Source organism: Amycolatopsis vastitatis, assembly GCF_002234595.1.
GTDB lineage: Bacteria > Actinomycetota > Actinomycetes > Mycobacteriales > Pseudonocardiaceae > Amycolatopsis > Amycolatopsis vastitatis.
This window is the reverse complement of sequence record NZ_NMUL01000014.1, coordinates 74884-100365: the sequence shown is the minus strand read 5'-3', so window position 1 is coordinate 100365 and position 25482 is coordinate 74884. Positions and strand designations below refer to the sequence as shown.

Here is a 25482-nt window from a genome sequence, read left to right as displayed (position 1 = left end):
CGTGACCGAGCCGAAAGAGATCTCAGAAGGCGTAGTCGACCTTCTGGGTGTGATCGCCTACCTCGAACTGTCCGCGTTCGACCGGCTGGCGGAGGACGCGCGCAGCGCGCCCACGCTGGCCGGCCGCGGCGCGCTGGCGACCATGGCGGCCGCCGAGATCGGTCACTACGGCCTGCTGTCGGCGCACCTGGCCGCGCACGGCGTCAAGATCGAGGACGCGATGGCGCCGTTCGTGGCCCAGGTCGACGCCTGGCACGCTTCGACGCCGCCGAAGTCGTGGCTGGAGTCGCTGGTCAAGGCCTACGTCGGTGACGGGCTGGCCGCCGACCTCTACCGTGAGATCGCCAGCTGGCTCGACCCCGAGACCAAGGACCTCGTGCTCACCGTGCTCGCCGACACCGGCCACTCCGCGTTCGCCGAACGCGAAGTCGCGGCCGGCATCGAAGCCGACCCCAAGACCCGTGACAAGCTCGCCCTGTGGGGCCGCCGCCTGCTCGGCGAGGCCCTGACCCAGGCCCAGTACGTCGTCGCCGAGCGCGACGGGCTGGCCGAGCTCATCATCAACGGCTCGGGCGACCTCTCCGGAATCGCCGCGCTGTTCCGGCGGTTGCAACAGGGGCACACCAAGCGCATGCAGGCGCTCGGCCTGGGCTGAACCCGATGGAGTACCCGGAAGTGACGACGCGGTCGGGCGCGGACATGCGCCACCGGAACGAGCCGGTTCGGTTAGCCTTGGCCGGCACATCCCTTACGAATTTCCAGCGGAGGTCCCACGTGGAGGTCAAGATCGGCATCAAGGACACGCCGCGCGAGCTGGTGGTGTCCAGTGGCCAGTCTCCCGAAGAGGTGGAGAAGCTGGTCGCCGAGGCCCTGACGGCCGGTGACGGGCTCTTCCGCATCAACGACGAGAAGGGGCGCAAGTACATCGTCCCCTCCGACCGCATCGCGTACGTCGAGATCGCCCCGTCCGACGTCCGCAAGGTCGGTTTCGGCGTCGGCGACTGACAGACAAGAGCGCCCCAATGTGGCGTTCGGTGCGTTGGACGCACCGAACGCCACATTGGGTGCGTTGGACGCAACCAACGCCACATTGGGGCGTTTGGGTCAGGCGTTAAGTTCTTCGAGAGTTGTGGGGACGTGGAACGGCGGGGTGCTCGTGCCCGTGATCCGGTAGCGGCCCCACGGGTCCGGGTCCGACAGCTCGCCGGTCGCCGAGTGCGTGCCGGCCTGGATCGAAACCGGCTTCTTCTTGCCGCCCGCCAGGCGGGTCAGCTCGTCGTTCGCCGCCACCCGGCCGTACCAGCGGTAATAGCCGTCGATCGGCTGGAAGTAGCCGCGCAGCTCGACCGTCGCCCTCAGTGAGACGCCGTCGACCACCAGGGTCGCTTCGCCGCTGTAGCCGTCTTCGTCGTGCCCGCTCATGACGTCTCCTTCAGCGAATCCGCGCGGCCCAGCTGGACCACCTTGTTGACTTCCAGGGGCAGGTTCGGGTCGATGACCACGCCGTGCTGCCTGGTCAGGCCGTCGATGGCCGCCCAGATGATCTGCGTCAGGTACTCGACGACCGCGTCGCGGCTCATCGACCGGCGGTCCAGCCACCACTCGCCGGTGTTCTGGACCATGCCGACGATGCCGTGCGCCCACGGCTCGGCCGCGCCCGAGTCCATGTTGAACATCCGCATGTAGTCGCCGAGCAGCGCGGTCAGCGCCGTCGCGATCAGCTCCTTGTCCTCCGCCACGACGTCCGACGAGACCGGCTTCTCCGGCCGGCCGTGCGCCAGGAGCCGGTAGAGGTTCGGGTGCTCCTCGATCACGGTGAAGAACGCGTCCAGCGCCATCCGGATCCGCGGCACCGGCGCCAGCTCGGCGTTGATCGCCGGGATCAGCCGCTCGAACAGGATTTCCGTGCCGCGCTGGCCGAGGGCCACGTAGAGGTCGGCCTTGTCGTCGAAGTGCCGGTAGAGCACCGGCTTCGTGACGCCGGCTTCCGCGGCGACGTCCTCCATGCCGAGGTCGGGGCCGTGCGTGTCGAGCGCCCGCAGCGCCGCCTCGACGAACTCCTTGCGCCGGGCGATCCGGTGCTTGCGCCAGCGGTCGCGGCGGGCGTCGCCGGTCGCCTCCTCGTCGCGGGAGGACTTTCCGGCCTGCTTGGTGCGCTTGACACGTTCGATCACGAGAGTCATGCTACGCACAGGTAACTGTTACCTCAAGTTACACGTCGCGGAAGGGGTGTCGGCAATGACGCGGACGCTGAAGGAACCGGATCGCGAGAAGACCGCGGACCGCCTGCTGAAGTCGTCGGCGAACAAGTTCTACGACCCCGACGTGGACATCGACTGGGGCGCGCCGCTGGTCGAAGGCAAGCGCTTCATCCTGGAGGAGCGCTCTTCGCTCTACGGCACCGAGCTCTGGGACAAGCTGACCCCCGAACAGCGCATCGAGCTGGGCAAACACGAGGTCGCCAGCGTCGCCGCCACCGGGCTGTGGTTCGAAATCCTCCTCATGCAGATGCTGCTCAAGGAGGTCTACGAAGAGGACCCGACGTCCGCGCACGCCCAGTTCGCGCTCACCGAGATCGCCGACGAATGCCGGCACTCGACGATGTTCGCGCGGATGGCGTCGCGGATCGGCTGCCCCGCGTACGGCCCGGTGCCGTGGCTGCGGCGCCTGGCGAAGCTGATGCCGACGATCTCCTACGGCCCGGCGCGCTACGGCGCGATCCTGGTCGCGGAGGAAGTCCTGGACCGGCTGCAGCGCGAGCAGATGAACGACGAAGGCGTGCAGCCGCTGGTCCGGATGGTCAACCGGATCCACGTGCTCGAGGAGGCCCGGCACGTCACCTTCGCCCGCGAAGAGGTCACCCGCGGCATGGCGAAGCTGTCCAAGGCCGAGATCGGCTACCAGCAGTTCATCATCGCGCTCATCTCGTACTTCGTGACGCGGGCGTTCATCAACCCGGACGTCTACAAGGCGGTCGGCATCCGGCCGCGTGACGGCGTCGAAGCAGCACTGAACAACCCGCACTGGCAGGGGACGATCGCGTGGGCGGGCGAGAAGATCATGCCGTTCCTGGCCGAGTCCGGCCTGGTCGGGCTGCCCGGGAAGTACTTCTGGCGCAAGTCGTTCCTGCTCCCGGCGAGCCGATGACGACCGTCCTCTCGCCCGGGCGCCGGTTCGTCGCGAGCGACGGCGCCGCGCTGCACGTCTCGCTGTCGGGACCGGCCGATTCCGCCGTGACGCTGGTGCTCGTCCACGGCTGGACGCAGGACCACCGGACGTGGGACTTCGTGCTGCCACACCTCGACCCCGGCCTGCGGGTCCTGCGCTACGACTTGCGCGGACACGGCGGTTCGGCACCCGCGCGGCCCGGCGGTGCCACGATCGCGCGGCTCGCCGACGACCTCGCCGAGCTGATCGCCGCCCGCGTCCCGGACGGCCCGCTGGTCCTGGCCGGGCACTCGATGGGCGGGATGACGCTGATGGTCCTCGCCGAACGGCACCCTTCCCTCGTCAGGGAGCGGCTGGCGGGCGCGGCGTTCGTGGCGACGTCGTCAGGGGACATGGACCAGCTGACGCTCGGGTTCCCGGGCCTGGTCGGCAAGAGCGTGACGCGCGTCGAGCCGAGGCTGGCGCGCTTGCTGGCGGGCCTGCGGAGCGAGACGTTGCGGCTGCGGCCGGGACTGGTCCGCTCGGTCGCGCGGCGGCTGGTGTTCGGTGCCCGCCCGGGGCGCGAGCAGGTCGACAGCGTCGTCGAGCAGCTGCTGTGCGCGCACCCGGCCAGCGCGGGGATGTTCCTGGACGCGATCGCGTCCCACCGCGGCGTCGGCGGCCTCGGCGCGCTGTGCGACGTGCCGTCGGTGGTGCTGGCGGGGGAGAAGGACCGGCTCTGCCCCCTCGGCCACGCGAAGGTGATCGCGGACGAGCTGCCGCACGCGGAGTTCGTGCGGTACCCGGGCGCCGGGCACATGCTGCCGCAGGAGCGTCCCTTCGAGGTCGCCCGCCGGATCAGCGCGCTGGTCCGGGTCAGGAGTCTTTGAGGGGGAAGCCGCCGCCGATGCCGCGCCAGGCCAGGTTCGCCGTCAACGCCACGGCTTCCTCGCGGCTCATCGACTGGTGGTGCTGCAGCCAGAACCGGGCGCTGACCTGGCTCATCCCGACCAGCCCCACCGCCAGCAGCCGCGCCTTGTCCTCGTCGAGGCCCGCGTCCGCGGTGATCGTCTCGGTGATCGCGTCCACGCTTGCCGACGTCGCGCGGTCGACCGCCTCCTGCACCGACGGCTCGCCGCGCAGGTCGGACTCGAAGACCATCCGGAACGCGCCCGCGTCGTTGCTGACGAAGTCGAAGAACGCGCCGACCGTCGCCGGGACGCGCTGCTTGTTCTCGGTCGTCGAGTCCAGCGCGTTCTGGACGCGCTTGACCAGCTCGTCGACGTGGCTCTCCAGCAGCGCGATGTAGAGGTCGAGCTTGCCGGGAAAGTGCTGGTACAGCACGGGCTTCGAGACGCCCGCGACCTCGGCGATCTCGTCCATCGCGGCGGCGTGGTAGCCGTTCTCGGCGAAGACCCGCTGCGCCGCGGCGAGGAGCTGGGCCCGGCGCTCCGTCCGGGGCAGCCGCACCCCACGTTGCTGCAGCCGCGTCATCTCCGTCATGCTCGTCCTCCCGTCATCGTTTCTTCGACGGGCGGGGTCGCCACCGCGTGAAGTCGCCCTGAAGATTACTCGCCGGTACGTGTGCCGCGCCAAGGGTCGGGCATTCTGGACCCGTGAAGACCCCCGTGCGGGCCCGGCCGCCGCTGACCCAGGTGCCGCTCTCGAACAGGGCGCTGCCCTCGCTCGACCCCGTCCCGCCGCCCTGGCCGGCGGCCTTCGAAGAGGTCGGCACGGCCCGGCTCCACGTCCGCCGGACGCCGGGGCCGGACGACGTGCCCGCGGTGTACGTCCACGGCCTCGGCGGCTCGTCGACGAACTGGACCGACCTGGCCGCGCTGCTCGCGCCGGTCGCCGGCGGCACCGCGCCCGACCTACCCGGCTTCGGCTGCTCCGAGCCGGAAGAGGGCTTCGACTTCACGCTCCAGGCGCACGCCGATGTCGTGGCCCGGCACATCGAGGCCGTGGGCGCTCCGGTGCACCTGTTCGGCAACTCCATGGGCGGGGCGATCGCGCTGCTGGTCGCCGCCCAGCGGCCGGAACTGGTGAAGACGCTGACGCTCATTTCGCCGGCGGTGCCCGACCGGCGGCCCGACCCGCGTCGGCTGTCGGACCCGCGGATGGCGCTGGCCTACCTGCCGCTGGTCGGCGCGCGGGTGCGGGCCCAGCTGGCCGCGCTCGGCCCGCGCGAACGCGCCGCGCAGGTCATCAAGCTGTGCTTCGCGGACCCCTCGCGGTTCCCAGAAAGCCGGCTCGACGAGCTGACCGAGGAACACGGCGCTCGCGCCGGGTTCGCCTGGGCCGCGCCCGCGATGGCGCGCAGCACGTTCGCCATCTTCCGGGCGTGGTCGACGCTCGGGAAGGCGTCGCTGTGGTCGGTCGCGCCGCGGGTCGAGGCGCCGACCCTGGTCGTCTGGGGCCGCGACGACCGCGTCATCTCCGTGAAGCGGGCCGTGCGGACCGCCCGGGCGATCCCACGGGCCCGGCTGCTAGTGCTCCCGCGGACCGGGCACGTGGCCCAGATGGAACGCCCGGTCGTCGTCGCGAAGGCCGTGCTGGGCATGTGGGAGCACGTCGAAGCGGGCACCTGGTAGCCCGATCGGGGGACGGTGAGTTCACTCGATGATCCGCCAGTCGCCGATAACGGTTCGGTGGCGCTGTGGCACCCTGGTGCGGTGGACCGGGTGAAGCAGGACGCGCGAGGCGAGGATCGCCGGACGCCCCACCGCGCGTCGGCCCGCCGGACGCCCGGCACCGAGGACCACCCTCGCACCGGCCAGTACCGCCCGTCCAAGACACCTGCCCAGCGCGTCGACGACGACCGCTACCGCCCGGGTGGGCGGCGGACCACCGCCGAGCCGCTGAGCGCGTCGTGGAAGCCGCAGGTCCCGGACAAGCCGGAGCGGACGGAACCGCCGCCGAAGTCCGGCCTCATGAAGCTCACCAAGACCTACGGCTGGCGCGTCTACGCGCTGCCGATCCTGGTCGTGCTGACCGTGCTCGTCGTGGTCAACACCGCCAACAGCCCGGCCCAGCCGATCGCCGAGCAGGGCGGCACCGGCGGCACCGCGGCCGGCGTCGAATCGGCGGGCGGCGACAGCTCCGGCGGCGCCATCGACGGCAACGGCGAGCAAGCCATCCCGGAGAACCCGGCCACCCCGGTCGACCTCAAGGTGCCGACCGCGGACCTGCCCGAGGGCATCCCGTTCACCCAGGCGGGCACCGGCAAGTGGCACGTCATCCCGGGCACCGGCCCGAAGGTCGGCACCGGAAAGCTGTACACGTACACCATCGAGGTCGAGGACGGCATCGACCCGTCGAGCTACGCCGGTGACGACGCCTTCGCGGCCACCGTCCAGGGCACCCTGTCGAACCCGGCCCAGGGCTGGACGTGGGACGGCAAGATCGCGTTCCAGCGGGTGGACGGCAACTTCCCGAACCCGTCCTTCAAGGTGAGCCTCACCACGCCGGAGACCACCCACCGGCCGGACGCCTGCGGGTTCCAGATCAAGTTCGAGGCCTCCTGCTATCGCAAGAGCCTCGGCCGGGTGCTGATCAACCTGGCTCGCTGGGTGCGCGGCGCCAAGGCGTTCAACGCCGACATGACCGGCTACCGGCAGTACGCCATCAACCACGAGGTCGGGCACGCCCTGGGCAACCAGCACGTCGGCTGCGGCGGGGACGGCCTGCCCGCGCCGGTGATGATGCAGCAGTCCTTCGGGGTCTCCGACGACTACGTCTCGATGCTCAACGACATCCCCGGCGGTGACAAGGGCAAGGTCGCCAAGGACGGCCGCACCTGCGTGCCCAACGCGTGGCCGAACCCCAAGCCGGCTTCCTAGCGAGTCCCAGCATCCGGACGCGGGAAGGCATATTTGCCCCCGCGCGTTGTGCATAGTGGGATGGACGCGATACGCGCGAGATGGAGGACCCATGTCAGCACTGCCGCCGCTCGTCGAGCCGGCTGCCGAGCTCACCAAGGAAGAGGTGGCTCGGTACAGCCGTCACCTGATCATCCCGGACGTCGGGGTGAACGGGCAGAAGCGGCTGAAGAACGCCAAGGTCCTGGTGATCGGGGCCGGCGGCCTCGGCAGCCCCGCGCTGCTGTACCTGGCCGCCGCCGGGGTCGGCACGCTCGGCATCGTCGACTTCGACGTCGTGGACGAGTCGAACCTGCAGCGCCAGGTCATCCACGGCCAGTCCGACGTCGGCAAGCTCAAGGCCGCGTCCGCGCAGGAGTCGATCGCGGAGATCAACCCGCTGGTCAAGGTGCACCTGCACACCGACCGGCTGGACTCGTCGAACGCGCTGGAGATCTTCGAGCAGTACGACCTGATCGTCGACGGCACCGACAACTTCGCCACGCGCTACCTGGTCAACGACGCCGCGGTGCTGCTGGGCAAGCCGTACGTCTGGGGCTCGATCTTCCGGTTCGAGGGCCAGGTCAGCGTGTTCTGGGAGGACGCGCCGAACGGCAAGGGCCTCAACTACCGCGACCTCTACCCCGAGCCGCCGCCCCCGGGCATGGTCCCCTCCTGCGCCGAGGGTGGCGTGCTGGGCGTGCTGTGCGCGTCCATCGGCTCGATCATGGTGACCGAGGCGATCAAGCTGCTCACGGGCATCGGCGAGCCGCTGCTCGGCCGCCTGATCAGCTACGACGCGCTGGACATGAAGTACCGCGAGGTCAAGATCCGCAAGGATCCGGACACGCCGAAGATCACCGAGCTGATCGACTACGAGGCGTTCTGCGGTGTCGTTTCCGACGAGGCGGCGCAGGCGGCGTCGGGGAGCACGATCACCCCGGCCGAGCTCAAGGCCAAGTTCGACAGCGGCGAGAACTTCGCGCTGATCGACGTCCGCGAGCCGCACGAGTACGAGATCGTCAACATCAAGGGCGCGACGCTGATCCCGAAGGACCGCATCCTCTCGGGCGAGGCCCTCGCGGAGCTGCCGCAGGACAAGCCGATCGTCCTGCACTGCAAGTCCGGCGCCCGGTCCGCCGAGGCCCTCGCCGCCCTGCACGCGGCCGGTTTCAAGGACGCGACGCACCTCGGCGGAGGCGTGCTCGCCTGGGCGAAGCAGATCGACCCGAGCCTGCCGACCTACTGACAGTGGCGCCCGTGAAGGCCGTCTCCGGCTCCGGAGGCGGCCTTCACGGCATTTCGGGCCGTCGGCAAAACCGTGTGTGACCAGCGCGTCTTCTCGATCGTGGAACACCCGGCCGGGTAACGTCACGGCCGTGCGGTCAACCCTCGAACGTCCTCCGGCGCACGTCTGCGCGGCCTTCGGCGGCCCGGCCGACGGCGGCGAACGCCTGCCGGACTCGGCGGCGTGGCGCTGCGGCGACCTCGTGCTCAAGCCGGTCACGGACAAGGTCAGGACGCTGTGGACCGCTCACGCGCTCGACTACGTCCGCGAGCCGGGACTGCGCGTCGCGAAGCCGGTCCGGTCCACCGACGGCCGCTGGATCGTCGGCGGCTGGACGGCGTCGCGGTTCGTCCCCGGCACGCCGGAGCACCGCGGTGACGCGTCCGTGCTGGCGGCGGTGAAGCTGCACCGGGCCACGGTCGGCCTGCCCCGGCCGGACTTCCTCGACGCGCGCACCGACGTCGATGCGGTCGCCGACCGCATCGCCTGGGAGGAGCTGGAGGTCCCGCTCGAGGAGACCAAGGGCGGCCGCTGGTTCGAGGTCCTCGCCGGCGCCCGCCGCCCCATCCGGCTGCCGTCGCAGGTGGCCCACGGCGAGTTGCTGGCCGCGCTCCTGTTCGACGGCGACGACGTCCCCGGCGTGGTGGACTTCGTGCCGTACTACCGGCCGGGCGAGTACGGCGCGGCGATCGTCGCGGTCGACGCGCTCGCCTGGGGCGGCGCGGGCCGCGACCTCCTGGAGCGCTGGGCGCACCTGCCGGAGTGGCCGCAGCTGCTGCTGCGCGCGGTGCTGTTCCGGCTGGCGGCCAACGCGCTGAATCCGAGGTCGACGCAGGCATCGCTGGACGGTCTGCGCGCGGCGGCGCGCGAGGTGTCCGGAGTCTTGTGACCGAGGTCGCAAGATCGCGGGACATCTCGGGTAAAGCGCCGCTGACCTCCGGAGTCCCGGTCCGTGGACGCCGATCTCACCGGCCGGGCGCCGCGTAAACCGCCGCAATGTCAACTGCCTGAAACATTCGGTCGAATCCGGTTAACACGGCCTCCTTAGCGTCAGGGCACGCCCGAAACGCCGAGGAGGTGCCCGATGCCGCAGGTCGACACCCACTGCCCGTACTGCGCGCTGCAGTGCGGGATGAGCCTCGACGGCGCTCGCGTCACGCCGCGGGACTTCCCGGTGAACGCCGGCGGCCTGTGCCAGAAGGGCTGGACCTCCGGCAGCCTGCTCACGTCGCCGAAGCGCCTGACCACCCCGATGATCCGGGTGGACGGCGCGCTCGAGCCCGTCAGCTGGGACTTCGCCCTCGACCACGTGGCCGGGAAACTCGCCGAAATCCGTGACGCGCACGGTCCGGACGCCACCGCGATCTTCGGCGGCGGCGGGCTGACCAACGAGAAGGCCTACCTGCTCGGCAAGTTCGCCCGCGTCGCGCTCGGCACCTCGCAGATCGACTACAACGGCCGGTTCTGCATGTCGTCGGCCGCCGCGGCGGGGATCAAGGCCTTCGGGGCCGACCGCGGGATGCCGTTCCCCGTCACGGATCTCAAGAACGCCGACGTCGTGCTGCTCGCCGGCGCGAACCCGGCCGAGACGATGCCGCCGTTCACCCAGCACCTGCGCGGGGTCGACCTGGTCGTCGTCGACCCGCGGCGCACGCCGACCGCCGAGCTGGCGAGCCTGCACCTGGCGCCCGCGCCGGGCACGGATCTCGCGCTGGCGCTGGGCATCCTGCACGCCGTCGTCGCCGACGGCCACCTCGACCAGTCCTATGTGGACGACCGGACGAGCGGCTTCGCGGAAATGTGGCGGATCGCCGCGAGCTGGTGGCCGGAACGCGCCGAGCGCGTCACCGGCGTGTCGGCCGCCGACATGCGCCTCGCCGCGGCGAAGCTCGCCAACGCGCGCAACGCCTACGTCCTCACCGCTCGCGGGACCGAACAGCACGCCACTGGCACCGCGACCGTCGGCGCCTGGATCAACCTCGCACTGGCCCTCGGCCTGCCGGGCCGGAACGGCTCCGGTTACGGCTGCCTCACCGGGCAGGGCAACGGCCAGGGCGGCCGCGAGCACGGCCAGAAGGCCGACCAGCTGCCCGGTTACCGCAAGCTCGACGACCCGGCCGCCCGCGAGTACGTCGCCGGCGTGTGGGGAGTCGACGCGGACAGCCTGCCCGGCCCCGGCCGTTCGGCGACCGAACTGCTCGAAGCGCTCGGGCAGGAGAACGGCCCGAAGGCGCTGATGGTGTTCGGCAGCAACGTGGTCGTCTCGGCGCCGCGCTCGCAGCGCGTCCAGGACCGGCTGGCCGCGCTGGACTTCCTGGTCGTCGCCGACTTCGTGCTGTCCGAAACCGCGGCGATGGCCGACGTCGTCCTGCCGGTCACCCAGTGGGCCGAAGAGGACGGCACGCTCACCAACCTCGAAGGCCGGGTCCTGTTGCGCCGCAAGGCACTCGACCCGCCGCCGGGTGTCCGGTCCGACCTGGACGTCCTGGCCGGGCTCGCCGAGCGGCTCGGCCAGCCCGACGGCCGGTTCCCGGCCGACGCCGAGACGGTGTTCGAAGAACTGCGGATCGCGTCCAAGGGCGGGATCGCCGACTACTCCGGCGTCAGCTACGACCGGCTGCGCGCGGGCGAGGCGCTGCACTGGCCGGTGCCGGAGGACGACCACCCCGGCACCCCGCGGATGTTCCTCGAGGCGTTCGCCCACCCCGACGGCCGCGCGCGGTTCGTGCCGGTCGAGCACACCGGTCCCGCCGAGGTCCCGGACGACGAGTTCCCCTTGCAGGCCACCACCGGCCGCGTGCTCCAGCACTACCAGTCGGGCGCGCAGACGCGGCTGATCGGCGAGCTCAACGAGGTCGTCCCGGAGGCGTTCGTCGAGGTCCACCCGGACACCGCCAAGCGCGCCGGGCTCGAAGAGGGCGACCGCGCGGTGGTCCGCTCCCGGCGCGGCGAGACGGTGGCACGCGTCCGGTTCGCCCAGTCGCTCAAGCCCGACCTGGTCTTCCTGCCGTTCCACTTCCCCGGTGAGCAGCGCGCCAACCTGTTCACCAACCCGGCGCTCGACCCGGTCAGCCGGATGCCGGAGTTCAAGGTGTGTGCCGTGTCCTTGTCTACCGTGGATGGTGCCGCATGAGCCCCCGTGAAGTTGTCATCGTCGGCTACGGCATGGCCGGCGCCCGGCTCGCCGACGAGATCCGCCGCCGTGACCCGATCGCCGAGCGCGTCCGGCTGACCGTGCTCGGCGCGGAGAAGCACGCCGCCTACAACCGGGTGCTGCTGTCCGCGGTCGTCGCGGGCGGGATGAGCGCCGAAAGCGTCCGCCTGCACGACGACGAGTGGGCCCAGCGGCACAACATCGACCTGCGGCTCGGCGTCGACGTCGCCCGGATCGACCGCGAGAAGCGCTGTGTCGAACTCGGCGACGGGTCCACAGTGGACTATGACGCCCTGGTCCTGGCCACCGGCGCCAACCCGTGGATCCCGCCGGTCGAAGGGCTCGAAGCCGGCCCGGGCGTGGTCGCCTTCCGCAGCCTCGACGACTGCGCCAAGATCCTCGACGCCGCCCGCTTCGGCGCGCCGGTCGCGGTGCTCGGCGGCGGCCTGCTCGGCCTCGAAGCCGCCCGCGGCCTCGCCGGGCGCGGCAACCAGGTGACCGTCGTGCACCCGCTCGGCCACGTCATGGAACGCCAGCTCGACCCGGCCGCCGGGCACGTGCTGGCCCGCCAGCTCACCGACATGGGCGTGACGTTCAAGTTCGGTGCCACCGCCGCCCGCTACCTGCCCGGCGACGGGCTCAAGCTCGACGACGGCAGCCTCGTCCCGGCCGACCTGGTCGTGGTCGCCGCCGGCGTCCGCGCCGAGACGAGCCTGGCCACGGAAGCCGGGCTCGACGTCGACATGGGCATCCTCGTCGACGACACGCTGCGCACCAGCGACGGCCGCATCCACGCCCTCGGCGACTGCGCCCGCCACCCCGGCGCCCCGGCCGGGCTGATCCAGCCCGCATGGGAACAGGCGTCGGTGCTGGCCGACGTCCTGACCGGCACGAACGCGGCCGCCCGCTACCGCGGCACGACAGCCGTGACCCGGCTCAAGGCCCGCGGTATCGACCTCGCCGCGCTGGGCGAGACCCAGCTCGAAGCGTCCGACGGCGGCGCCGAGGTGCTGACGTTCAACGACCCCACCGGCGGGCGGTACGGCAAGCTCGTCGTCCGCGAAAACCGTGTCACCGGGGCGATCCTGCTCGGCCTGCCCGACGCGGCCGCGACGATCACCCAGTTCCACGACCGCGGCACGCTGCTGCCCGACGACCGGCTCGGCGTCCTGCTGGGCCGCGCACTGCCCACCGGCGCCACCCCGGCGGCCAGCCCGGCCGACCTGCCGGCCGCCGCGGTGATCTGCCGCTGCAACAACGTCACCAAGGGCCGGCTGATCGAGGCCTGGAAGGCCGGGGCGACCGACACTCCCGCACTGGCGCGGGCCACGCGAGCCACCACGGGATGCGGCGGGTGCTCCGACACCGTCGGCGGCATCGCCAACTGGCTCGCCGCGCAATGACCACCACGAACCGCCGCACGAAGGAGAACGCCGTGGCCCACCAAGGAAAGCACTGGATCGAACACTGGGAACCCGAGAACGAAGAGTTCTGGGAATCCACGGGCAAGAAGGTCGCCCGCCGCAACCTCTGGTTCTCGGTCTTCGCCGAGCACATCGGCTTCTCGATCTGGACACTCTGGTCGGTCATCGTCCTGTTCATGGGCAAGGACTACGGCTTCTCCGCCGCCGACAAGTTCCTGCTCGTCTCGACGCCGACGCTGATCGGCGGCCTGATGCGGCTGCCCTACACCTTCGCCGTGGCGAAGTTCGGCGGCCGCAACTGGACGGTCGTGTCGGCCCTGCTGCTGCTGATCCCGACCACGCTGGCCGCGATCGTGCTGCACCCTGGCACTTCGCTCGGCACGTTCCTGCTGGTCGCGGCCCTCGGTGGCGTCGGCGGCGGCAACTTCGCGTCGTCGATGACGAACATCAACACCTTCTACCCGGAGAAGCACAAGGGCTGGGCGCTGGGCCTCAACGCCGGCGGCGGCAATCTCGGTGTCGCGGCGATCCAGGTGATCGGGCTCATCGTGATCGGCACGGCGGGCGCGACCGCGCCACGGCTGGTGCTCTTCATCTACCTGCCGCTGATCGTCATCGCCGCGCTGTGCGCGTACTTCTTCATGGACAACCTCGCCACCGTCAAGGGCGACACCAAGGCGATGCGCGAAGTCGTCAAGGAACCGCACACCTGGGTCATGTCGTTCCTGTACGTCGGCACGTTCGGGTCCTTCATCGGCTACAGCTTCGCCTTCGGGCTGGTGCTGCAGAACCAGTTCGGCCGCACCCCGCTGCAGGCGGCCGCGGTGACGTTCCTCGGCCCGCTGCTCGGTTCGCTGTCGCGGCCGGCGGGCGGCTGGCTGTCCGACCGGATCGGCGGCGGCAAGATCACGTTCGCCACCTTCATCGGGATGGCGGCGGCGACGGTCGTGCTGATCCTGGCGTCGACGTCGAAGTCCCTGACGCTGTTCACGGTCGCTTTCATCGTGCTGTTCGTGCTCGCCGGCATCGGCAACGGCTCGACGTACAAGATGATCCCGGCGATCTTCCGCGCCAAGGCGAAGATCGCCATCGCGAACGGCGCCGAGGAAGCGGCCGAGCTGCTCAAGGCCCGTCGCCTCTCCGGCGCGCTGATCGGCCTGGCCGGCGCGATCGGCGCCGAGGGCGGCCTGTTCATCAACCTCGCGTTCCGGCAGTCCTTCGCCGACGCGAAGAGCGGCGTGCCCGCCTTCATCGGGTTCCTGGTCTTCTACGGGCTGTGCTTCGCCGTCACCTGGGCGGTCTACCTGCGCAAGCCCGCCGAACAGCCCACGAGTGAGCGCGGTCTGGCGCTCGCGGGAGCGGAGGTCTGAGATGCCCACCCTGGTCGTCGCCGGACACGGCATGGTCGCCCATCGGCTCGTGGAGGCGGTGCGCGCGGAAGACCCCCAAGGAAACTGGCACGTCGTCGTCCTGTCCGAGGAGCCGCGTCCGGCGTACGACCGGGTGGCGCTCACCTCCTACGTGGACACCTGGGACCCGGCCGCGCTGGCCTTGCCCGGCTCGGACTACGCGGGCGATTCGCACGTCGACCTGCGGCTCGGCGAGCTGGCCGTTTCAGTCGACCGGGACGCTCGCACGGTCACCACGGCGTCCGGCGCGGTCGTCTCGTACGACGCCCTGGTGCTGGCCACGGGCTCGCGGCCGTTCGTACCGCCGGTGCCCGGGCACGACCTGCCCGGCTGCTTCGTCTACCGGACCATCGAGGACCTCGACGCGATCCGCGCGGCCGCGGTCGAAAAGCCGGGACGCGGCCGCCGCTCGGCCGTCGTCATCGGCGGTGGCCTGCTCGGCCTGGAAGCCGCGAAGGCGTTGCGGGACATGGGACTCTCCCCGCACGTCGTCGAGATGGCGCCGCGGCTGATGCCGCTGCAGGTCGACGAGGGCGGCGGTTCGCTGCTGCGGCGCCTCATCACCGGCCTCGACGTCACCGTCCACACGGGAACTTCGACCGACGCCATCGAGGCCGACGGCTCGCGGCTGCTGGCCAAGCTGGGCAACGGCACCGAGCTGGACGTCGACCTGGTCGTGTTCTCGGCCGGTGTCCGGCCGCGGGACGACCTCGCCCGGCAGTCCGGCCTGGAGCTGGGCCCGCGCGGCGGTGTCCTCACGGATGCGTCCTGCCGCACCAGCGACCCGTCGATCTACGCGATCGGCGAATGCGCGTCGGTCGACGGCAAGGTGTACGGCATCGTGGCGCCCGGCTACGCGATGGCGGAGATCGTCGCCGCGCAGCTCACCGGCGGCAGCGGGACGTTCCCCGAGCCGGACACGTCCACGAAGCTGAAGCTGATGGGTGTCGACGTCGCCTCCTTCGGTGACGCGCACGCTCAGACCGAAGGTGCCCTGGAAGTCGCCGTCAACGACGCGGTCGCCGGGACGTACAAGAAGCTCGTGGTCACCGACGACGGCAAGACGCTGCTCGGCGGCGTGCTCGTCGGCGACGCGACCGAGTACAACACGCTGCGGGCGCTGGTCGGCCGCCCGCTGCCGGCCGAGCCGGGCGCGATCCTCGCCCCGGCGGGCGGCGGCGCCGCGGTCGGCGTCGACGCGCTGCCCGACGCGGCGCAGATCTGCTCGTGCAACGCGGTGTCCAAAGGCGCGATCAACCAGGCCATCCACGAGGAAGGCTGCGACACCGTCCCGAAGCTGAAGGCGTGCACCCGCGCGGGTACCGCCTGCGGCTCGTGCGTCCCGCTGCTGGGCAGGCTGCTCAGCGCGGCCGGTGTCGAGCAGTCGAAGGCGCTCTGCGAGCACTTCCCCCAGTCGCGCGCGGAGCTGTTCGAGATCGTGCAGGCCACGCGGATCACGACGTTCAGCGAGCTGATCGGCCGGTACGGCTCGGGCAGCGGCTGCGCGATCTGCAAGCCGGCGGTGGCGTCGATCCTGGCCACCCTCGGCAACGGGCACGTGCTCGGCGGCGAGCAGATGACGTTGCAGGACACCAACGACCGGTACCTGGCGAACCTGCAGCGCAACGGCACGTACTCGGTGGTGCCGCGGATCCCCGGCGGCGAGATCACGCCGGACAAGCTGATCGTGATCGGTGAGGTGGCCCGTGACTTCGGGCTGTACACCAAGATCACCGGCGGTCAGCGGATCGACCTCTTCGGGGCCACGGTGGACCAGCTGCCGCTGATCTGGCGACGGCTCGTCGACGCGGGGTTCGAGTCCGGGCACGCGTACGGCAAGGCGTTGCGCACGGTGAAGTCGTGCGTCGGGTCGACGTGGTGCCGCTACGGCGTCCAGGACAGCGTCGGGCTCGCGATCGAGCTGGAGCTGCGCTACCGCGGCCTGCGCTCGCCGCACAAGCTCAAGTCGGCCGTTTCGGGGTGTGCCCGGGAGTGCGCCGAGGCGCGGAGCAAGGACTTCGGCATCATCGCCACGGAGAACGGCTGGAACCTCTACGTGGGCGGCAACGGCGGCACGACCCCGCGGCACGCCGACCTGCTGGTGTCCGATGTGGACAGCGAGACGCTGATCCGGACCATCGACCGGTTCCTGATGTTCTACGTGCGCACCGCCGACCGGCTGCAGCGCACGGCGCCGTGGATCGAGGAGATGGAGGGCGGGCTCGACCACCTGCGCGCGGTGATCGTCGACGACTCGCTGGGCATCTGCGAAGACCTCGACGCGGCGATGGCCAAGCACGTCGACAACTACGCCGACGAGTGGAAGGGCGTCCTGGAGGACCCGGAGAAGCTGGCCCGCTTCACGTCCTTCGTCAACGCGCCGGGCGCGCCCGACCCGGCCATCTCGTTCCGCGAGGAGCGGGCGCAGAAAGTCCCCGTGATGCTGGGAGTTCCTGGATTTTCGAACAGCGAGGTGCGGCGATGACCACGTCGATCGAACGAACCTGGACGGCGGTGTGCGCGGCGGACGTCGTGCCGGAGTACTCGGGCGTCGCCGCGCTGCTGGACGGCGTGCAGGTGGCGATCTTCCGGCTGCCGGGCGACCGGTGGTACGCACTGTCCAACTGGGACCCGTGCAGCGGCGCGGCGGTGCTCTCGCGGGGCATCGTCGGCGACGCGGGCGGCGTTCCGGTGGTGGCCTCGCCGGTCTACAAGGAACGGTTCGCGCTCGACAGTGGACAGTGCCTGGACGCTTCGGACGTTTCGGTGCCGGTGTACGAGGTGCGCGTGCGAGAGGGCGTGGTCGAAGTGGAGAGTCCATGACCGATGTGCTCCCACTGGCCGGTTTCGTGATCGGCATCACCGCGGCGCGCCGGGCTGACGAGCTCGGCGCGCTGCTGGTGCGCAAGGGGGCGAGCGTCCGCTACGGCCCGGCGATCCGGATCGTGCCGCTGACGGACGACACCGAGCTGCACGCGGCGACCACCACTTTGCTTTCCTCGCCGGTCGACGCGGTCGTCGCGACCACCGGCATCGGCTTCCGAGGCTGGCTGGAGGCGGCCGAGGGCTGGGGGCTGGGAGACGCGCTGGTCTCGCGCTTGTCGGCGTCTTCACTCTTGGCGCGCGGTCCGAAGGTGACGGGCGCCATCCGCGCGGCAGGGCTTTCGGAGTCGTACTCACCGGCGTCGGAGAGCAACGCGGAGCTGCTGCAGCACCTGCTCTCGTCGGGGGTCGAGGGGATGCGGATCGCGGTGCAGCTGCACGGCGAGCCGTTGCCGTACTTCGTGGACACGCTGCGGGCGGCCGGGGCGGAGGTCATCGAGATCTCGGTGTACCGCTGGGTCGGCCCGGTGGACCCGGGCCCGGTGGACCGGCTGCTGGACGGGGTCCTGGACGGATCGATCCACGCATTGCCGTTCACGAGCGCCCCGGCGGCGGCTTCGCTGGTGGCACTGGCCCGCCGCACGGGCCGGCTGGCGGGCCTGGTGTCGGCGTTGTCGGGCCCGGTGGTGGCGGCGTGCGTCGGCCCGATCACGGCGGCACCGCTGGCGGCACTGGGGGTGCCCACGGTCCAGCCGCACCGGGCCCGCATCGGCGCACTGGCCCGGACGGTGTCGGAGACTTTGGTGGCGCGGTCGCCGCGCTTGCGGGCCGGAGGGCACTCGATCGAGCTTCGCGGCCAGGCGGCCATTGTGGACGGCGAGTGGCGAGAGGTGGCGCCGGCGCCGATGGCGCTGCTGCGGGCGCTGGCGGCTTCGCCGGGTCGGGTGGTGTCACGGCGTGAGCTGATCGCGGCGTTGCCCGGGGGCGGTGAGGAGCACGCGGTCGAGACGGCCATCGGGCGGCTTCGGACTTCGCTGGGGGGCGGGAAGGTCGTGCAGACGGTGGTCAAGCGGGGGTATCGGCTGGCGGTGGACGCCTGAGCGGCTTTGCGTGCTGAGACCCACCACCCCGAAGCCCAATTGTGACTACGGACGGTAGTGCCGCGTCAAGGCGGGAAAGCGTGCCTTGACCCGGCACTACCGTCCGTGTTTCGGCTTCGTATCGGGGTTGCGGGGAGGGGTCTGGGTGGGGTGCCGGTTGTGTCTTCGGCGTGCCGTTCGCGACGGTGGGGCCGGGGGGCCGGCTCAGCCGACCCAGGTGACCGTGTGCTTCTCGAACCCCCGCGCCGCCGCCACCCGGGCCGCCTCGGCCTCCGCTTCCTCGCGGACCGCCGGGCGTAGCGGGTCGAACGCCGTCACCGTGAATGTCAGCTTCGCGGCGCTGCTCTTCGTGCGCCACGTTCCCGCGATGTCGCCGTCCGCCAGCAGGACTCCCGGGTTGCCCAGCATCTTCCAGACTTCCTTGCGCCGTGCCGGGTCCGGGACCAGCAGGGCCTTGTCGCGGGCCTGGATGAACGGGTCCCACGGTGGCAGCAGCCGGACCACGTCCGGCTCCGGGGGGTTCTCCAAGTTCGCCAGCCGGGACGATGGCAGGTGGCGGACCTTGCCCTCCACCTTCACCGTCGCCAGGTCCGGTGGCCACGTCCGGTCCACCACCGCGCGAGCCGTCCCGACGTACTCCGCCGCTTCACCCGGGGTCGCCGGGCCGTTGAGGGCCAGGTACCGCGAGACGGAAGCCGTCGCGGCCGCCGGATCCGGGGTGCGGCGCAGCCGGCCGCGGCCCTCCAGCGGGGCCAGCGTCGCCGGGGATGCTCCCGTGACCAGGCGGACGCCGCCGTGCGGGGCCGCGATGCGCATCAGCTGCTCCTGGATGTGCGTCGCGTTGCAGCCCCGGCACCACCGTGAGAACGACGGCGGCAGCACCTTCGTCACCGCCCCCGAAACGGCGCCCTTCGTCATCGGTTCCGTGACCACCTTCCGGATGGCGGCCGCCGCCGTGAACACCACTTCGCGCGCGGACAGACCCGTCGCCGCCATCTCCTTGCGCTGCCACAGCATCCGCGCCAGCGCGTCCGCGTCGTCCAGCGGCACCAGCGCGCGGATCACCTCGGGCAGGTCCGAACGCAGGTGGTAGTGCGGCGCGCCGCGCAACGTCCAGGCCAGGACGAGCCGGTCGTCCTCCTCGAGGGACACCGGGCCGTCGAGCCGGGCCACCAGGGCGAGCAGCGCGGTGTCGCGCATGCTGTCCTGCAGCCCGGCCCGGACGACGGCCAGTTCGGCCGCGTCCCGCGCCGTCCGGTGCAGGCCGTGCTCGGCGATGCGGTAGGCGAGTACCTGGCGACGGTCCACGTGCGACTCCTAGAACGTGTACTCGAAGGTGTACCCCATTTTCTCCTCGCCCATCGCGCCGCCGACGGTGCCGCTGCCGGTCAGCCCGGCCAGCTCGCCGGTGGCCGAGCCGGGGACCACGGTGAACGTCGAGGCGATGCCCTTCGCGTCGAACGTGTACTCGTGCCGCACGACGAACGTCCCTTCGCGACCGTCGATCTTGCCCTCGAAGCGCTCGAAGCTCGGCGACGTCGTCGTGCCGCTCTCGTAGCCTTCGCCCGCGTAGTACAGCAGAAGGTCGCAGATCGATTCACCCTCGATGACGCCGTCGTACGCCATCGTGGCGTGCGCGTACGCCACCCGGGGGCCACCTTCGGTGCCGCTGACGATCTTCTCGTCCCAGTTCTTCATGGTGAATGCGTTCATGGGGGACACTCTGCCGGGCTTACCTGTCAGCTTGTGTCAGGTATTTCTGCCAGAATCGGACCATGCGCGCGAGCCGCCTCCTGACCGTCCTCCTGCTGCTGCAGAACCGCGGCCGGATGACGGCCGAGGAGCTGGCGGAGGAGCTCGAGGTCTCGGTGCGCACGGTCTACCGGGACATCGACGCGCTCTCGGCGTCCGGTGTCCCGGTGTACGCCGACCGCGGCCGGACCGGTGGCTACCGGCTGGTCGACGGCTACCGGACGCGGCTGACCGGGATGACCGAGGAAGAGGCCCAGTCGCTGTCGCTGGCCGGGCTGCCCGTGGCCGCGGCCGAGCTGGGGCTCGGCACGGTCCTCGCGGCCGCTCAGCTCAAGCTGTACGCCGCGCTGCCGTCGGAGCTGCGCGACCGCGCCGGACGCGTCGCCGAGCGCTTCTACCTGGACGTTCCCGGCTGGCACCGCGGCATCGAAAGCCTGCCGGCGCTGTCCGCCGTCGCCGACGCCGTCTGGTCGTCGCACCGGATCCGGATCCGCTACGAGCGGTGGGGGCAGCGCGTCGTCGAGCGCGAGGTCGAGCCGCTGGGACTGATCCTGAAGGCGGGTAACTGGTACCTCGCCGGCCGCTGCGACGGCACCGACCGGACCTACCGGATCTCCCGGGTGCTGGAGCTGACGGACCTCGGCGAGGTGTTCGAGCGGCCCGCCGGGTTCGACCTCGCGCGGTACTGGCAGGAGTGGTCCGAGCAGTTCGAACGCCGGATGTTCCCGCGCGTGGCGGTGGTGCGGCTGTCGCCGCGTGCGCAGGCTCTCGTACCGTTCTACGCAGGTTCGGTCGGCACCCGCGCTTTGCGCGAGTGCCGCAACGAGCCCGACGCGGACGGCTGGCTCACCGTGGAGCTGCCGGTGGAGCCGGGCGAACCGGCCATCGGCGAGCTGCTGCGCTTCGGGCCGCACCTGGAGGTCCTCGAACCGGCGGACCTGCGGGCGGAGCTGGCGGAAGCGATCGAGGAGATGAGCGCGATCTATGGGTGAGCTGAGCGGGATCGCCATCGGCGTCACGGCCGAACGCCGGGCCGGCGAGTTCATCGCGGCCCTCGAACGCTCCGGCGCCGAGGTCCGGCACGCGCCGACGATCACCATCGTGCCGCTGGACAGCGACCCCGAGCTGCGGGCGGGCACCGAAGCCGTGCTCGCCGCGCCGATCGGGTTCACGGTGGTCACGACGGGCGCGGGCTTCCGCGGCTGGCTCGCCGCGGCGGAGGACTGGGGCCTGCGCGACCGGCTGCTGTCCACACTGGGCGAGTCCCGGATCTACGCCCGCGGCCCGAAGGCCGTCGGCGCGATCCGCGGCGCGGGGCTGCGCGAGTCCTATTCGGCCGAGTCCGAATCGAACGCCGAACTCTTCGGTGCCTTGGCGGCCGCGGACATCAGCGGCGCGCGGGTCGCCGTCCAGCTGCACGGGACGCCGCTGCCCGAGCACACTTCGCCGCTGGTGACGGCCGGGGCGACGCTGCTGGAGGTGCAGCCGTACCGGTGGTACTCCCCGCCGGACGTGCGGCCGGTGCACGAGCTGATCGACGCGGCCATCGCCGGTGACCTGGGCGCGCTGGCGTTCACGAGCGCCCCGGCGGCGGCGAACTTCCTGGCGCTGGCCCGGTCCTACGGACGCTACGACGAGTTGCTGGCCGCGATGTGCGGGCCGCTGGTGTGCGCGTGCGTGGGGCCGGTGACGGCGGCGCCGCTGGAGGAGGCCGGCGTCAAGACCCTGCAGCCGGAGCGCCAGCGGCTGGGGGCACTGGTGAAACTGCTGGTCACGGCCCTCGGCGCGGCGCAGTCCTAGAACAGTCCCTCGGGGCCGTCGTCCTCCTCCCCGTCCGGTTTCCAGCGGTACTTCCGCAGGTCGACGCGCTGGCCGTCGGCCAGCACGCCTTCCGCGCGCAGCCGTTCGAGCTGGTCGTGGACCAGGTGCGGCGCCGGGGTGCCGTTCGCGCGCAGGATCCGGTGCCACGGCAGGTCGTGCCCGTCCTCGGCCAGGATCGCGCCGACCATCCGCGGTGAGGGTGCTCCGGCGAGCGCCGCGATGTCGCCGTACGTCGCGACCGTACCGGGTGGCACGGACTCGATGATTTCCCGCACGCGCTCGTGCAGAACGTCGTCCATACCGACACTCTGCCGCACGGGTACGACACTTTCCGTCGCCGCCCGGCGCACGCAGCGACACCTTCGCCGAACGCACCCCCGCTAAGCCGTGCCGGTGCACCACACGGGGGAGCGGGCGTGGTTCCATCGCGGGGTGAACGGGAGGCGAACGGCGCAGGCGGACGCGCGGCTGGTGCGCACCCCGCTCCCGGACGCACCCACGTTCACCTGGGACGAAGGCGCCCGGCGGGTGCTCTCCGCGCCCGGCGGGTTCCGCCGCGTGCTCGGTGGCCCCGGCACCGGCAAGACGTCGCTGCTGGCCTCGGCCGCCACCCGCCGGATCGCCGAGGGCGCCGATCCGGAGAGCGTGCTCGTGCTCACCACGTCCCGCAAGGCCGCCGACGTGCTGCGCGCCGACATCACGCGCCGGCTCACCGCCGATCCCGACCAGGCCCGGCCGCTGCCCCGGACCGTCCGCGAACCGCTCGTGCGCACCGTGCACTCCTACGCCTACTCGCTGTTGCGGCTCGAAGCGATGGCCGAAGAGCTCCCCCCGCCCCGGCTGCTCGCCGGCGCCGAGCAGGACGTCGTCGTCCGCGAGCTGCTGGCCGGTGACCTCGACGAAGGCGCCGGGTACTGGCCGGAGCAGCTGCGGCCCGCCCTGATGGTCCCCGGCTTCGCCGAAGAGCTGCGCGACCTGCTGATGCGTGCCGCCGAGCGCGGGCTCGGACCGGAGGACCTCGCCGAGCTGGGCCGCCGCCGCGGCCGCGAGGAATGGGTGGCCGCCGGGCAGTTCTGGGCGCAGTACGAAGAGGTCACGCAGCTGCAGGGCGCGGGCGGCAACGCCCTCGGCGTGGCGAGCGCGCCCGCGCTGGACGCCGCCGAGCTGGTCACCTCCGCGCTGCTCGCCCTGGAGGACGACGACGAGCTGCGCGAACGCGAGCGCACCCGCGTGCGGCACCTGTTCGTCGACGACGCCCACCACCTCGACCCGCTGCAGACCAGCCTGGTCCGGGTGATCGGGCACACCGCCGCCGAGTTCGTCGTGGCCGGTGACCCCGATCAGAACGTGTTCTCCTTCCGTGGCGCCGACGCGAGCCTGTTCGCCGACGCCGACCCGGACGGCAGCCGGACCGTCACGCTGACGACGGCCCACCGGCTCGCCCCGGCCGTCCGCCTGGCGGTGGCGAAGATCGGCGCGACGCTGCCGGGCGCGTCGCCGCACCGCAAGATCCTCCCGCCCGCGGGTGCCTCCGGGGGAAACGTGCGGGTCCGCGTGATGCCGACCCCGGCCGCCGAGGCGAGCTGGATCGCCGACCAGCTCCGCCGCGCGCACCTCGTCGACGGCGTGCCGTGGTCGGAGATCGCCGTGCTCGTCCGGTCGCCGGCGCGGACTTTCCTGGTGCTGCAACGGGCTTTGCGCGCCGCCGGCGTCCCGATCGGCTCGGCCACCGAGGAGCTGCCGCTGGCTCGCCAGCCGGCGGTGCGGCCGCTGCTGGCCGTGCTCAAGCTCGCGCCCGCACCCGAACTCCTCGACGTCGACCTCGCCGAAATGCTGCTGTCGTCCGCGCTCGGCGGCGCGGATCCCCTGGCGCTGCGCCGGTTGCGGCGCGGCCTGCGCCGGCTGGAACTGGCCGGCGGCGGGCAGCGGTCGAGCGACGAACTGCTCGTGGAAGCGTTGCGGGGCGGGGACATCCTCGCCGGGCTGGCCGACGCCGAGGCCGAGCCGGTGCGGCGCGTCGGCGGCTTGCTGCGCCTCACGCACCAGGCCGTGGCCCGCGGCGACGGCGTCGAGCAGGTGCTGTGGCAGCTGTGGCGGGAAAGCGGGCTGGAGCAGAAGCTGCTCAAGCAGGCCGGGCGCGGCGGATCACTGGGCGCGCAGGCCGATCGTGATCTCGACGCCGTCGTGGCGCTGTTCGACGCGGCCGGCCGGTACGTGGACCGGTTGCCCCGCGCGAGCGTCGCTTCCTTCGCGGACTACCTTGGCGCGCAACGGATCGCGGGCGACACCCTGGCGCCGGCCGCCGTCCCGTCCGACGGCGTCTCGCTGCTCACCGCCCACTCCGCCGCCGGTCGCGAGTGGACAGTCGTGGCGGTCGCGGGTGTCCAGGAAGGCGCCTGGCCGGACCTGCGGCTGCGGGGGTCGGTGCTGGGCGTGGAACGGCTCAAGGACCTGATGGCCGGCGTCGACGACGACGCCGTCTCCCAGACCGCGCCGATCCTCGCCGAAGAGCGGCGCCTGTTCTACCTCGCGATGAGCCGGGCGAAGCAGACGCTGCTGGTGACGGCGGTGTCGGGGGAGGACGAGCAGCCGTCGCGGTTCCTCGACGACCTGGAGGAGAACGGCGCCGACGACGGCGGTCTCGACTCGCGGATGAAGCCGCCGGGCCGGTCGCTGGTGCTCGCCGAGCTGGTGGGGGAGCTGCGGGAGGTCGTCTGCGACGACAAGGCCGACCCCGCGCGGCGGCGTCGCGCGGCGAAACAGCTGGCGCGCCTGGCCGACGCTCGGGTACCCGGCGCGCACCCTTCGACGTGGTACGGCCTGCTCCCGGCATCCAGCGACGAGCCGGTGCACCCGCCCGGCGACCTCATCCGGATCTCACCGTCCACAGTGGAAATTCTGACGAAGTGCCCGCTGCGCTGGATGATCGAGCGCCACGGCGGCAGCGACCCGGCCCAGCTGGCGGCGGTGACCGGGACGCTGGTGCACGGGCTGGCGCAGGCGGTGGCGTCCGGCAGCACTGGTCCCGAGCTGCAGGCCGCGCTGGACGAAGCTTGGGTGCGCGTCGACGCCGGAGCGCCGTGGTTCTCCCGGCGCGAGCGGCGGCGCGTCGAGCAGATGCTGCGGAACTTCACGACGTGGCTGGAGCAGAGCCGGGCGGAGCTGAAGGAAGCCGGCGTCGAGCAGGACATCGAGGTCGAGCTGCCGGTCGGCGGTGAGGACGACGTCCGGGTGCTGCTGCGCGGGCGCGTCGACCGGGTCGAGCTGGACTCCGACGGGCGGCCGGTGATCGTCGACATCAAGACCGGCAAGGTCCCGGTGTCCGGCGCGGAGGCCGAGGCGCACCCGCAGCTGGCGGCGTACCAGCTGGCGGTGCTGCTGGGCGCGATCGAGGGCCGGACCGAGGCGGGCGGCGCGCGGCTGGTGTACGTGGCGAAGGCCAACAACAAGACCGGGGCGACCGAACGGGCGCAGCCGCCGCTCGACGAGGTGGGCGGGAAGCAGTGGCTGGATCTGGTGCGGGGGGCCGCCGAGTCGGCGACCGGTCCGGACTACCAGGCCCAGGAGAACCCGGACTGCGACCGCTGCCCGGCCCGTGGCTGCTGCCCGCTGCGCCCCGAGGGACGGCAGGTGCCGGGCCCATGAGCCAGGCCAAAGACGTCGTGAGTGAGAAACGGTGTTCTAACACTGTTTCTCACTCACGA

General features: G+C 71.8%; 23 protein-coding genes. 17 read left to right on the top strand and 6 right to left on the bottom strand.

Annotated elements, in window-relative coordinates; all coding sequences use genetic code 11:
• Position 1 precedes the first annotated feature (1 nt).
• Together CF165_RS17730 and CF165_RS17725 are read left to right on the top strand one after the other, a co-directional pair.
• Positions 2 to 655 carry a ferritin-like fold-containing protein gene (locus CF165_RS17730; protein WP_093948642.1) on the top strand — a complete coding sequence of 218 codons (654 nt, stop codon included), beginning with the start codon at positions 2 to 4 and terminating at the stop codon, positions 653 to 655.
• Between the two features lie 119 nt (positions 656 to 774).
• Entirely contained in the window at positions 775 to 1005 is a 231-nt protein-coding gene (locus tag CF165_RS17725) for a DUF3107 domain-containing protein (protein ID WP_013223016.1), read from the top strand.
• Between the two features lie 99 nt (positions 1006 to 1104).
• On the opposite strand, the gene CF165_RS17720 is transcribed toward CF165_RS17725, so the two are convergent.
• Positions 1105 to 1422: a DUF4873 domain-containing protein gene (locus CF165_RS17720; protein ID WP_093948641.1), complete on the bottom strand. Its 318-nt coding sequence runs from the start codon at positions 1420 to 1422 to the stop codon at positions 1105 to 1107.
• A complete protein-coding gene (locus CF165_RS17715; RefSeq protein ID WP_093948640.1) occupies positions 1419 to 2183 on the bottom strand; it encodes a TetR/AcrR family transcriptional regulator in 765 nt (254 codons plus the stop codon). The genes CF165_RS17720 and CF165_RS17715 overlap by 4 nt, the downstream gene beginning before the upstream one ends.
• A 55-nt stretch (positions 2184 to 2238) precedes the next feature.
• Here CF165_RS17715 and CF165_RS17710 point away from each other — a divergent pair, with 55 nt between their 5' ends.
• Positions 2239 to 3147 carry an AurF N-oxygenase family protein gene (locus CF165_RS17710; RefSeq protein WP_167441489.1) on the top strand — a complete coding sequence of 303 codons (909 nt, stop codon included), beginning with the start codon at positions 2239 to 2241 and terminating at the stop codon, positions 3145 to 3147.
• Positions 3144 to 4037 carry an alpha/beta fold hydrolase gene (locus CF165_RS17705; protein WP_093948638.1) on the top strand — a complete coding sequence of 298 codons (894 nt, stop codon included), beginning with the start codon at positions 3144 to 3146 and terminating at the stop codon, positions 4035 to 4037. Before CF165_RS17710 ends, CF165_RS17705 begins: the two co-directional genes overlap by 4 nt.
• Here the strand turns inward: CF165_RS17705 and CF165_RS17700 are convergent.
• Positions 4024 to 4650: a TetR/AcrR family transcriptional regulator gene (locus CF165_RS17700; protein WP_020643611.1), complete on the bottom strand. Its 627-nt coding sequence runs from the start codon at positions 4648 to 4650 to the stop codon at positions 4024 to 4026. The genes CF165_RS17705 and CF165_RS17700 overlap by 14 nt on opposite strands.
• Before the next feature lie 113 nt (positions 4651 to 4763).
• Between CF165_RS17700 and CF165_RS17695 the strand changes: the two genes are divergently transcribed.
• The 10 genes from CF165_RS17695 (at position 4764) to CF165_RS17650 (ending at position 18205) form a co-directional block, all read left to right on the top strand.
• Positions 4764 to 5741, top strand: a complete 978-nt coding sequence (locus tag CF165_RS17695; protein WP_093948637.1) for an alpha/beta fold hydrolase — start codon at positions 4764 to 4766, stop codon at positions 5739 to 5741.
• 81 nt (positions 5742 to 5822) lie between these two features.
• Positions 5823 to 6989, top strand: a complete 1167-nt coding sequence (locus tag CF165_RS17690) for a DUF3152 domain-containing protein (RefSeq protein WP_093948704.1) — start codon at positions 5823 to 5825, stop codon at positions 6987 to 6989.
• 91 nt (positions 6990 to 7080) lie between these two features.
• A complete protein-coding gene (gene moeZ, locus CF165_RS17685) occupies positions 7081 to 8256 on the top strand; it encodes an adenylyltransferase/sulfurtransferase MoeZ (protein WP_093948636.1) in 1176 nt (391 codons plus the stop codon).
• 130 nt (positions 8257 to 8386) lie between these two features.
• Positions 8387 to 9184: a TIGR02569 family protein gene (locus CF165_RS17680; protein ID WP_093948635.1), complete on the top strand. Its 798-nt coding sequence runs from the start codon at positions 8387 to 8389 to the stop codon at positions 9182 to 9184.
• Positions 9185 to 9379: 195 nt separating this feature from the next.
• A complete protein-coding gene (locus tag CF165_RS17675) occupies positions 9380 to 11428 on the top strand; it encodes a molybdopterin oxidoreductase family protein (protein WP_093948634.1) in 2049 nt (682 codons plus the stop codon).
• On the top strand, positions 11425 to 12852 hold the full coding sequence (locus tag CF165_RS17670; RefSeq protein WP_093948633.1) for an FAD-dependent oxidoreductase: 1428 nt from the start codon (positions 11425 to 11427) through the stop codon (positions 12850 to 12852). The genes CF165_RS17675 and CF165_RS17670 overlap by 4 nt, the downstream gene beginning before the upstream one ends.
• Positions 12849 to 14243: a nitrate/nitrite transporter gene (locus CF165_RS17665; protein ID WP_093948632.1), complete on the top strand. Its 1395-nt coding sequence runs from the start codon at positions 12849 to 12851 to the stop codon at positions 14241 to 14243. The genes CF165_RS17670 and CF165_RS17665 overlap by 4 nt, the downstream gene beginning before the upstream one ends.
• 1 nt (position 14244) lies before the next feature.
• Positions 14245 to 16767, top strand: a complete 2523-nt coding sequence (gene nirB / locus CF165_RS17660) for a nitrite reductase large subunit NirB (RefSeq protein ID WP_093948631.1) — start codon at positions 14245 to 14247, stop codon at positions 16765 to 16767.
• Positions 16764 to 17105 carry a nitrite reductase small subunit NirD gene (nirD, locus tag CF165_RS17655; protein ID WP_093948630.1) on the top strand — a complete coding sequence of 114 codons (342 nt, stop codon included), beginning with the start codon at positions 16764 to 16766 and terminating at the stop codon, positions 17103 to 17105. The genes nirB and nirD overlap by 4 nt, the downstream gene beginning before the upstream one ends.
• Positions 17102 to 18205 carry a uroporphyrinogen-III synthase gene (locus CF165_RS17650; RefSeq protein ID WP_093948629.1) on the top strand — a complete coding sequence of 368 codons (1104 nt, stop codon included), beginning with the start codon at positions 17102 to 17104 and terminating at the stop codon, positions 18203 to 18205. The genes nirD and CF165_RS17650 overlap by 4 nt, the downstream gene beginning before the upstream one ends.
• 204 nt (positions 18206 to 18409) lie before the next feature.
• On the opposite strand, the gene CF165_RS17645 is transcribed toward CF165_RS17650, so the two are convergent.
• Both CF165_RS17645 and CF165_RS17640 read right to left on the bottom strand, forming a co-directional pair.
• A complete protein-coding gene (locus CF165_RS17645; RefSeq protein ID WP_093948628.1) occupies positions 18410 to 19513 on the bottom strand; it encodes a DNA glycosylase AlkZ-like family protein in 1104 nt (367 codons plus the stop codon).
• Positions 19514 to 19522: 9 nt separating this feature from the next.
• Entirely contained in the window at positions 19523 to 19918 is a 396-nt protein-coding gene (locus CF165_RS17640) for a DUF3224 domain-containing protein (RefSeq protein ID WP_167441488.1), read from the bottom strand.
• 62 nt (positions 19919 to 19980) lie between these two features.
• Here CF165_RS17640 and CF165_RS17635 point away from each other — a divergent pair, with 62 nt between their 5' ends.
• A complete protein-coding gene (locus tag CF165_RS17635) occupies positions 19981 to 20949 on the top strand; it encodes a helix-turn-helix transcriptional regulator (RefSeq protein ID WP_093948626.1) in 969 nt (322 codons plus the stop codon).
• Positions 20942 to 21757 carry a uroporphyrinogen-III synthase gene (locus CF165_RS17630; RefSeq protein WP_093948625.1) on the top strand — a complete coding sequence of 272 codons (816 nt, stop codon included), beginning with the start codon at positions 20942 to 20944 and terminating at the stop codon, positions 21755 to 21757. Before CF165_RS17635 ends, CF165_RS17630 begins: the two co-directional genes overlap by 8 nt.
• On the opposite strand, the gene CF165_RS17625 is transcribed toward CF165_RS17630, so the two are convergent.
• Positions 21754 to 22077 (bottom strand): MGMT family protein, encoded by a 324-nt coding sequence (locus CF165_RS17625; RefSeq protein ID WP_093948624.1) that lies wholly within the window; start codon positions 22075 to 22077, stop codon positions 21754 to 21756. The two genes, CF165_RS17630 and CF165_RS17625, sit on opposite strands and share 4 nt — an antisense overlap.
• A gap of 172 nt (positions 22078 to 22249) precedes the next feature.
• On the opposite strand from CF165_RS17625, the gene CF165_RS17620 reads away from it, so the two are divergent.
• A complete protein-coding gene (locus CF165_RS17620) occupies positions 22250 to 25423 on the top strand; it encodes an ATP-dependent helicase (protein WP_093948703.1) in 3174 nt (1057 codons plus the stop codon).
• Positions 25424 to 25482: the final 59 nt, after the last annotated feature.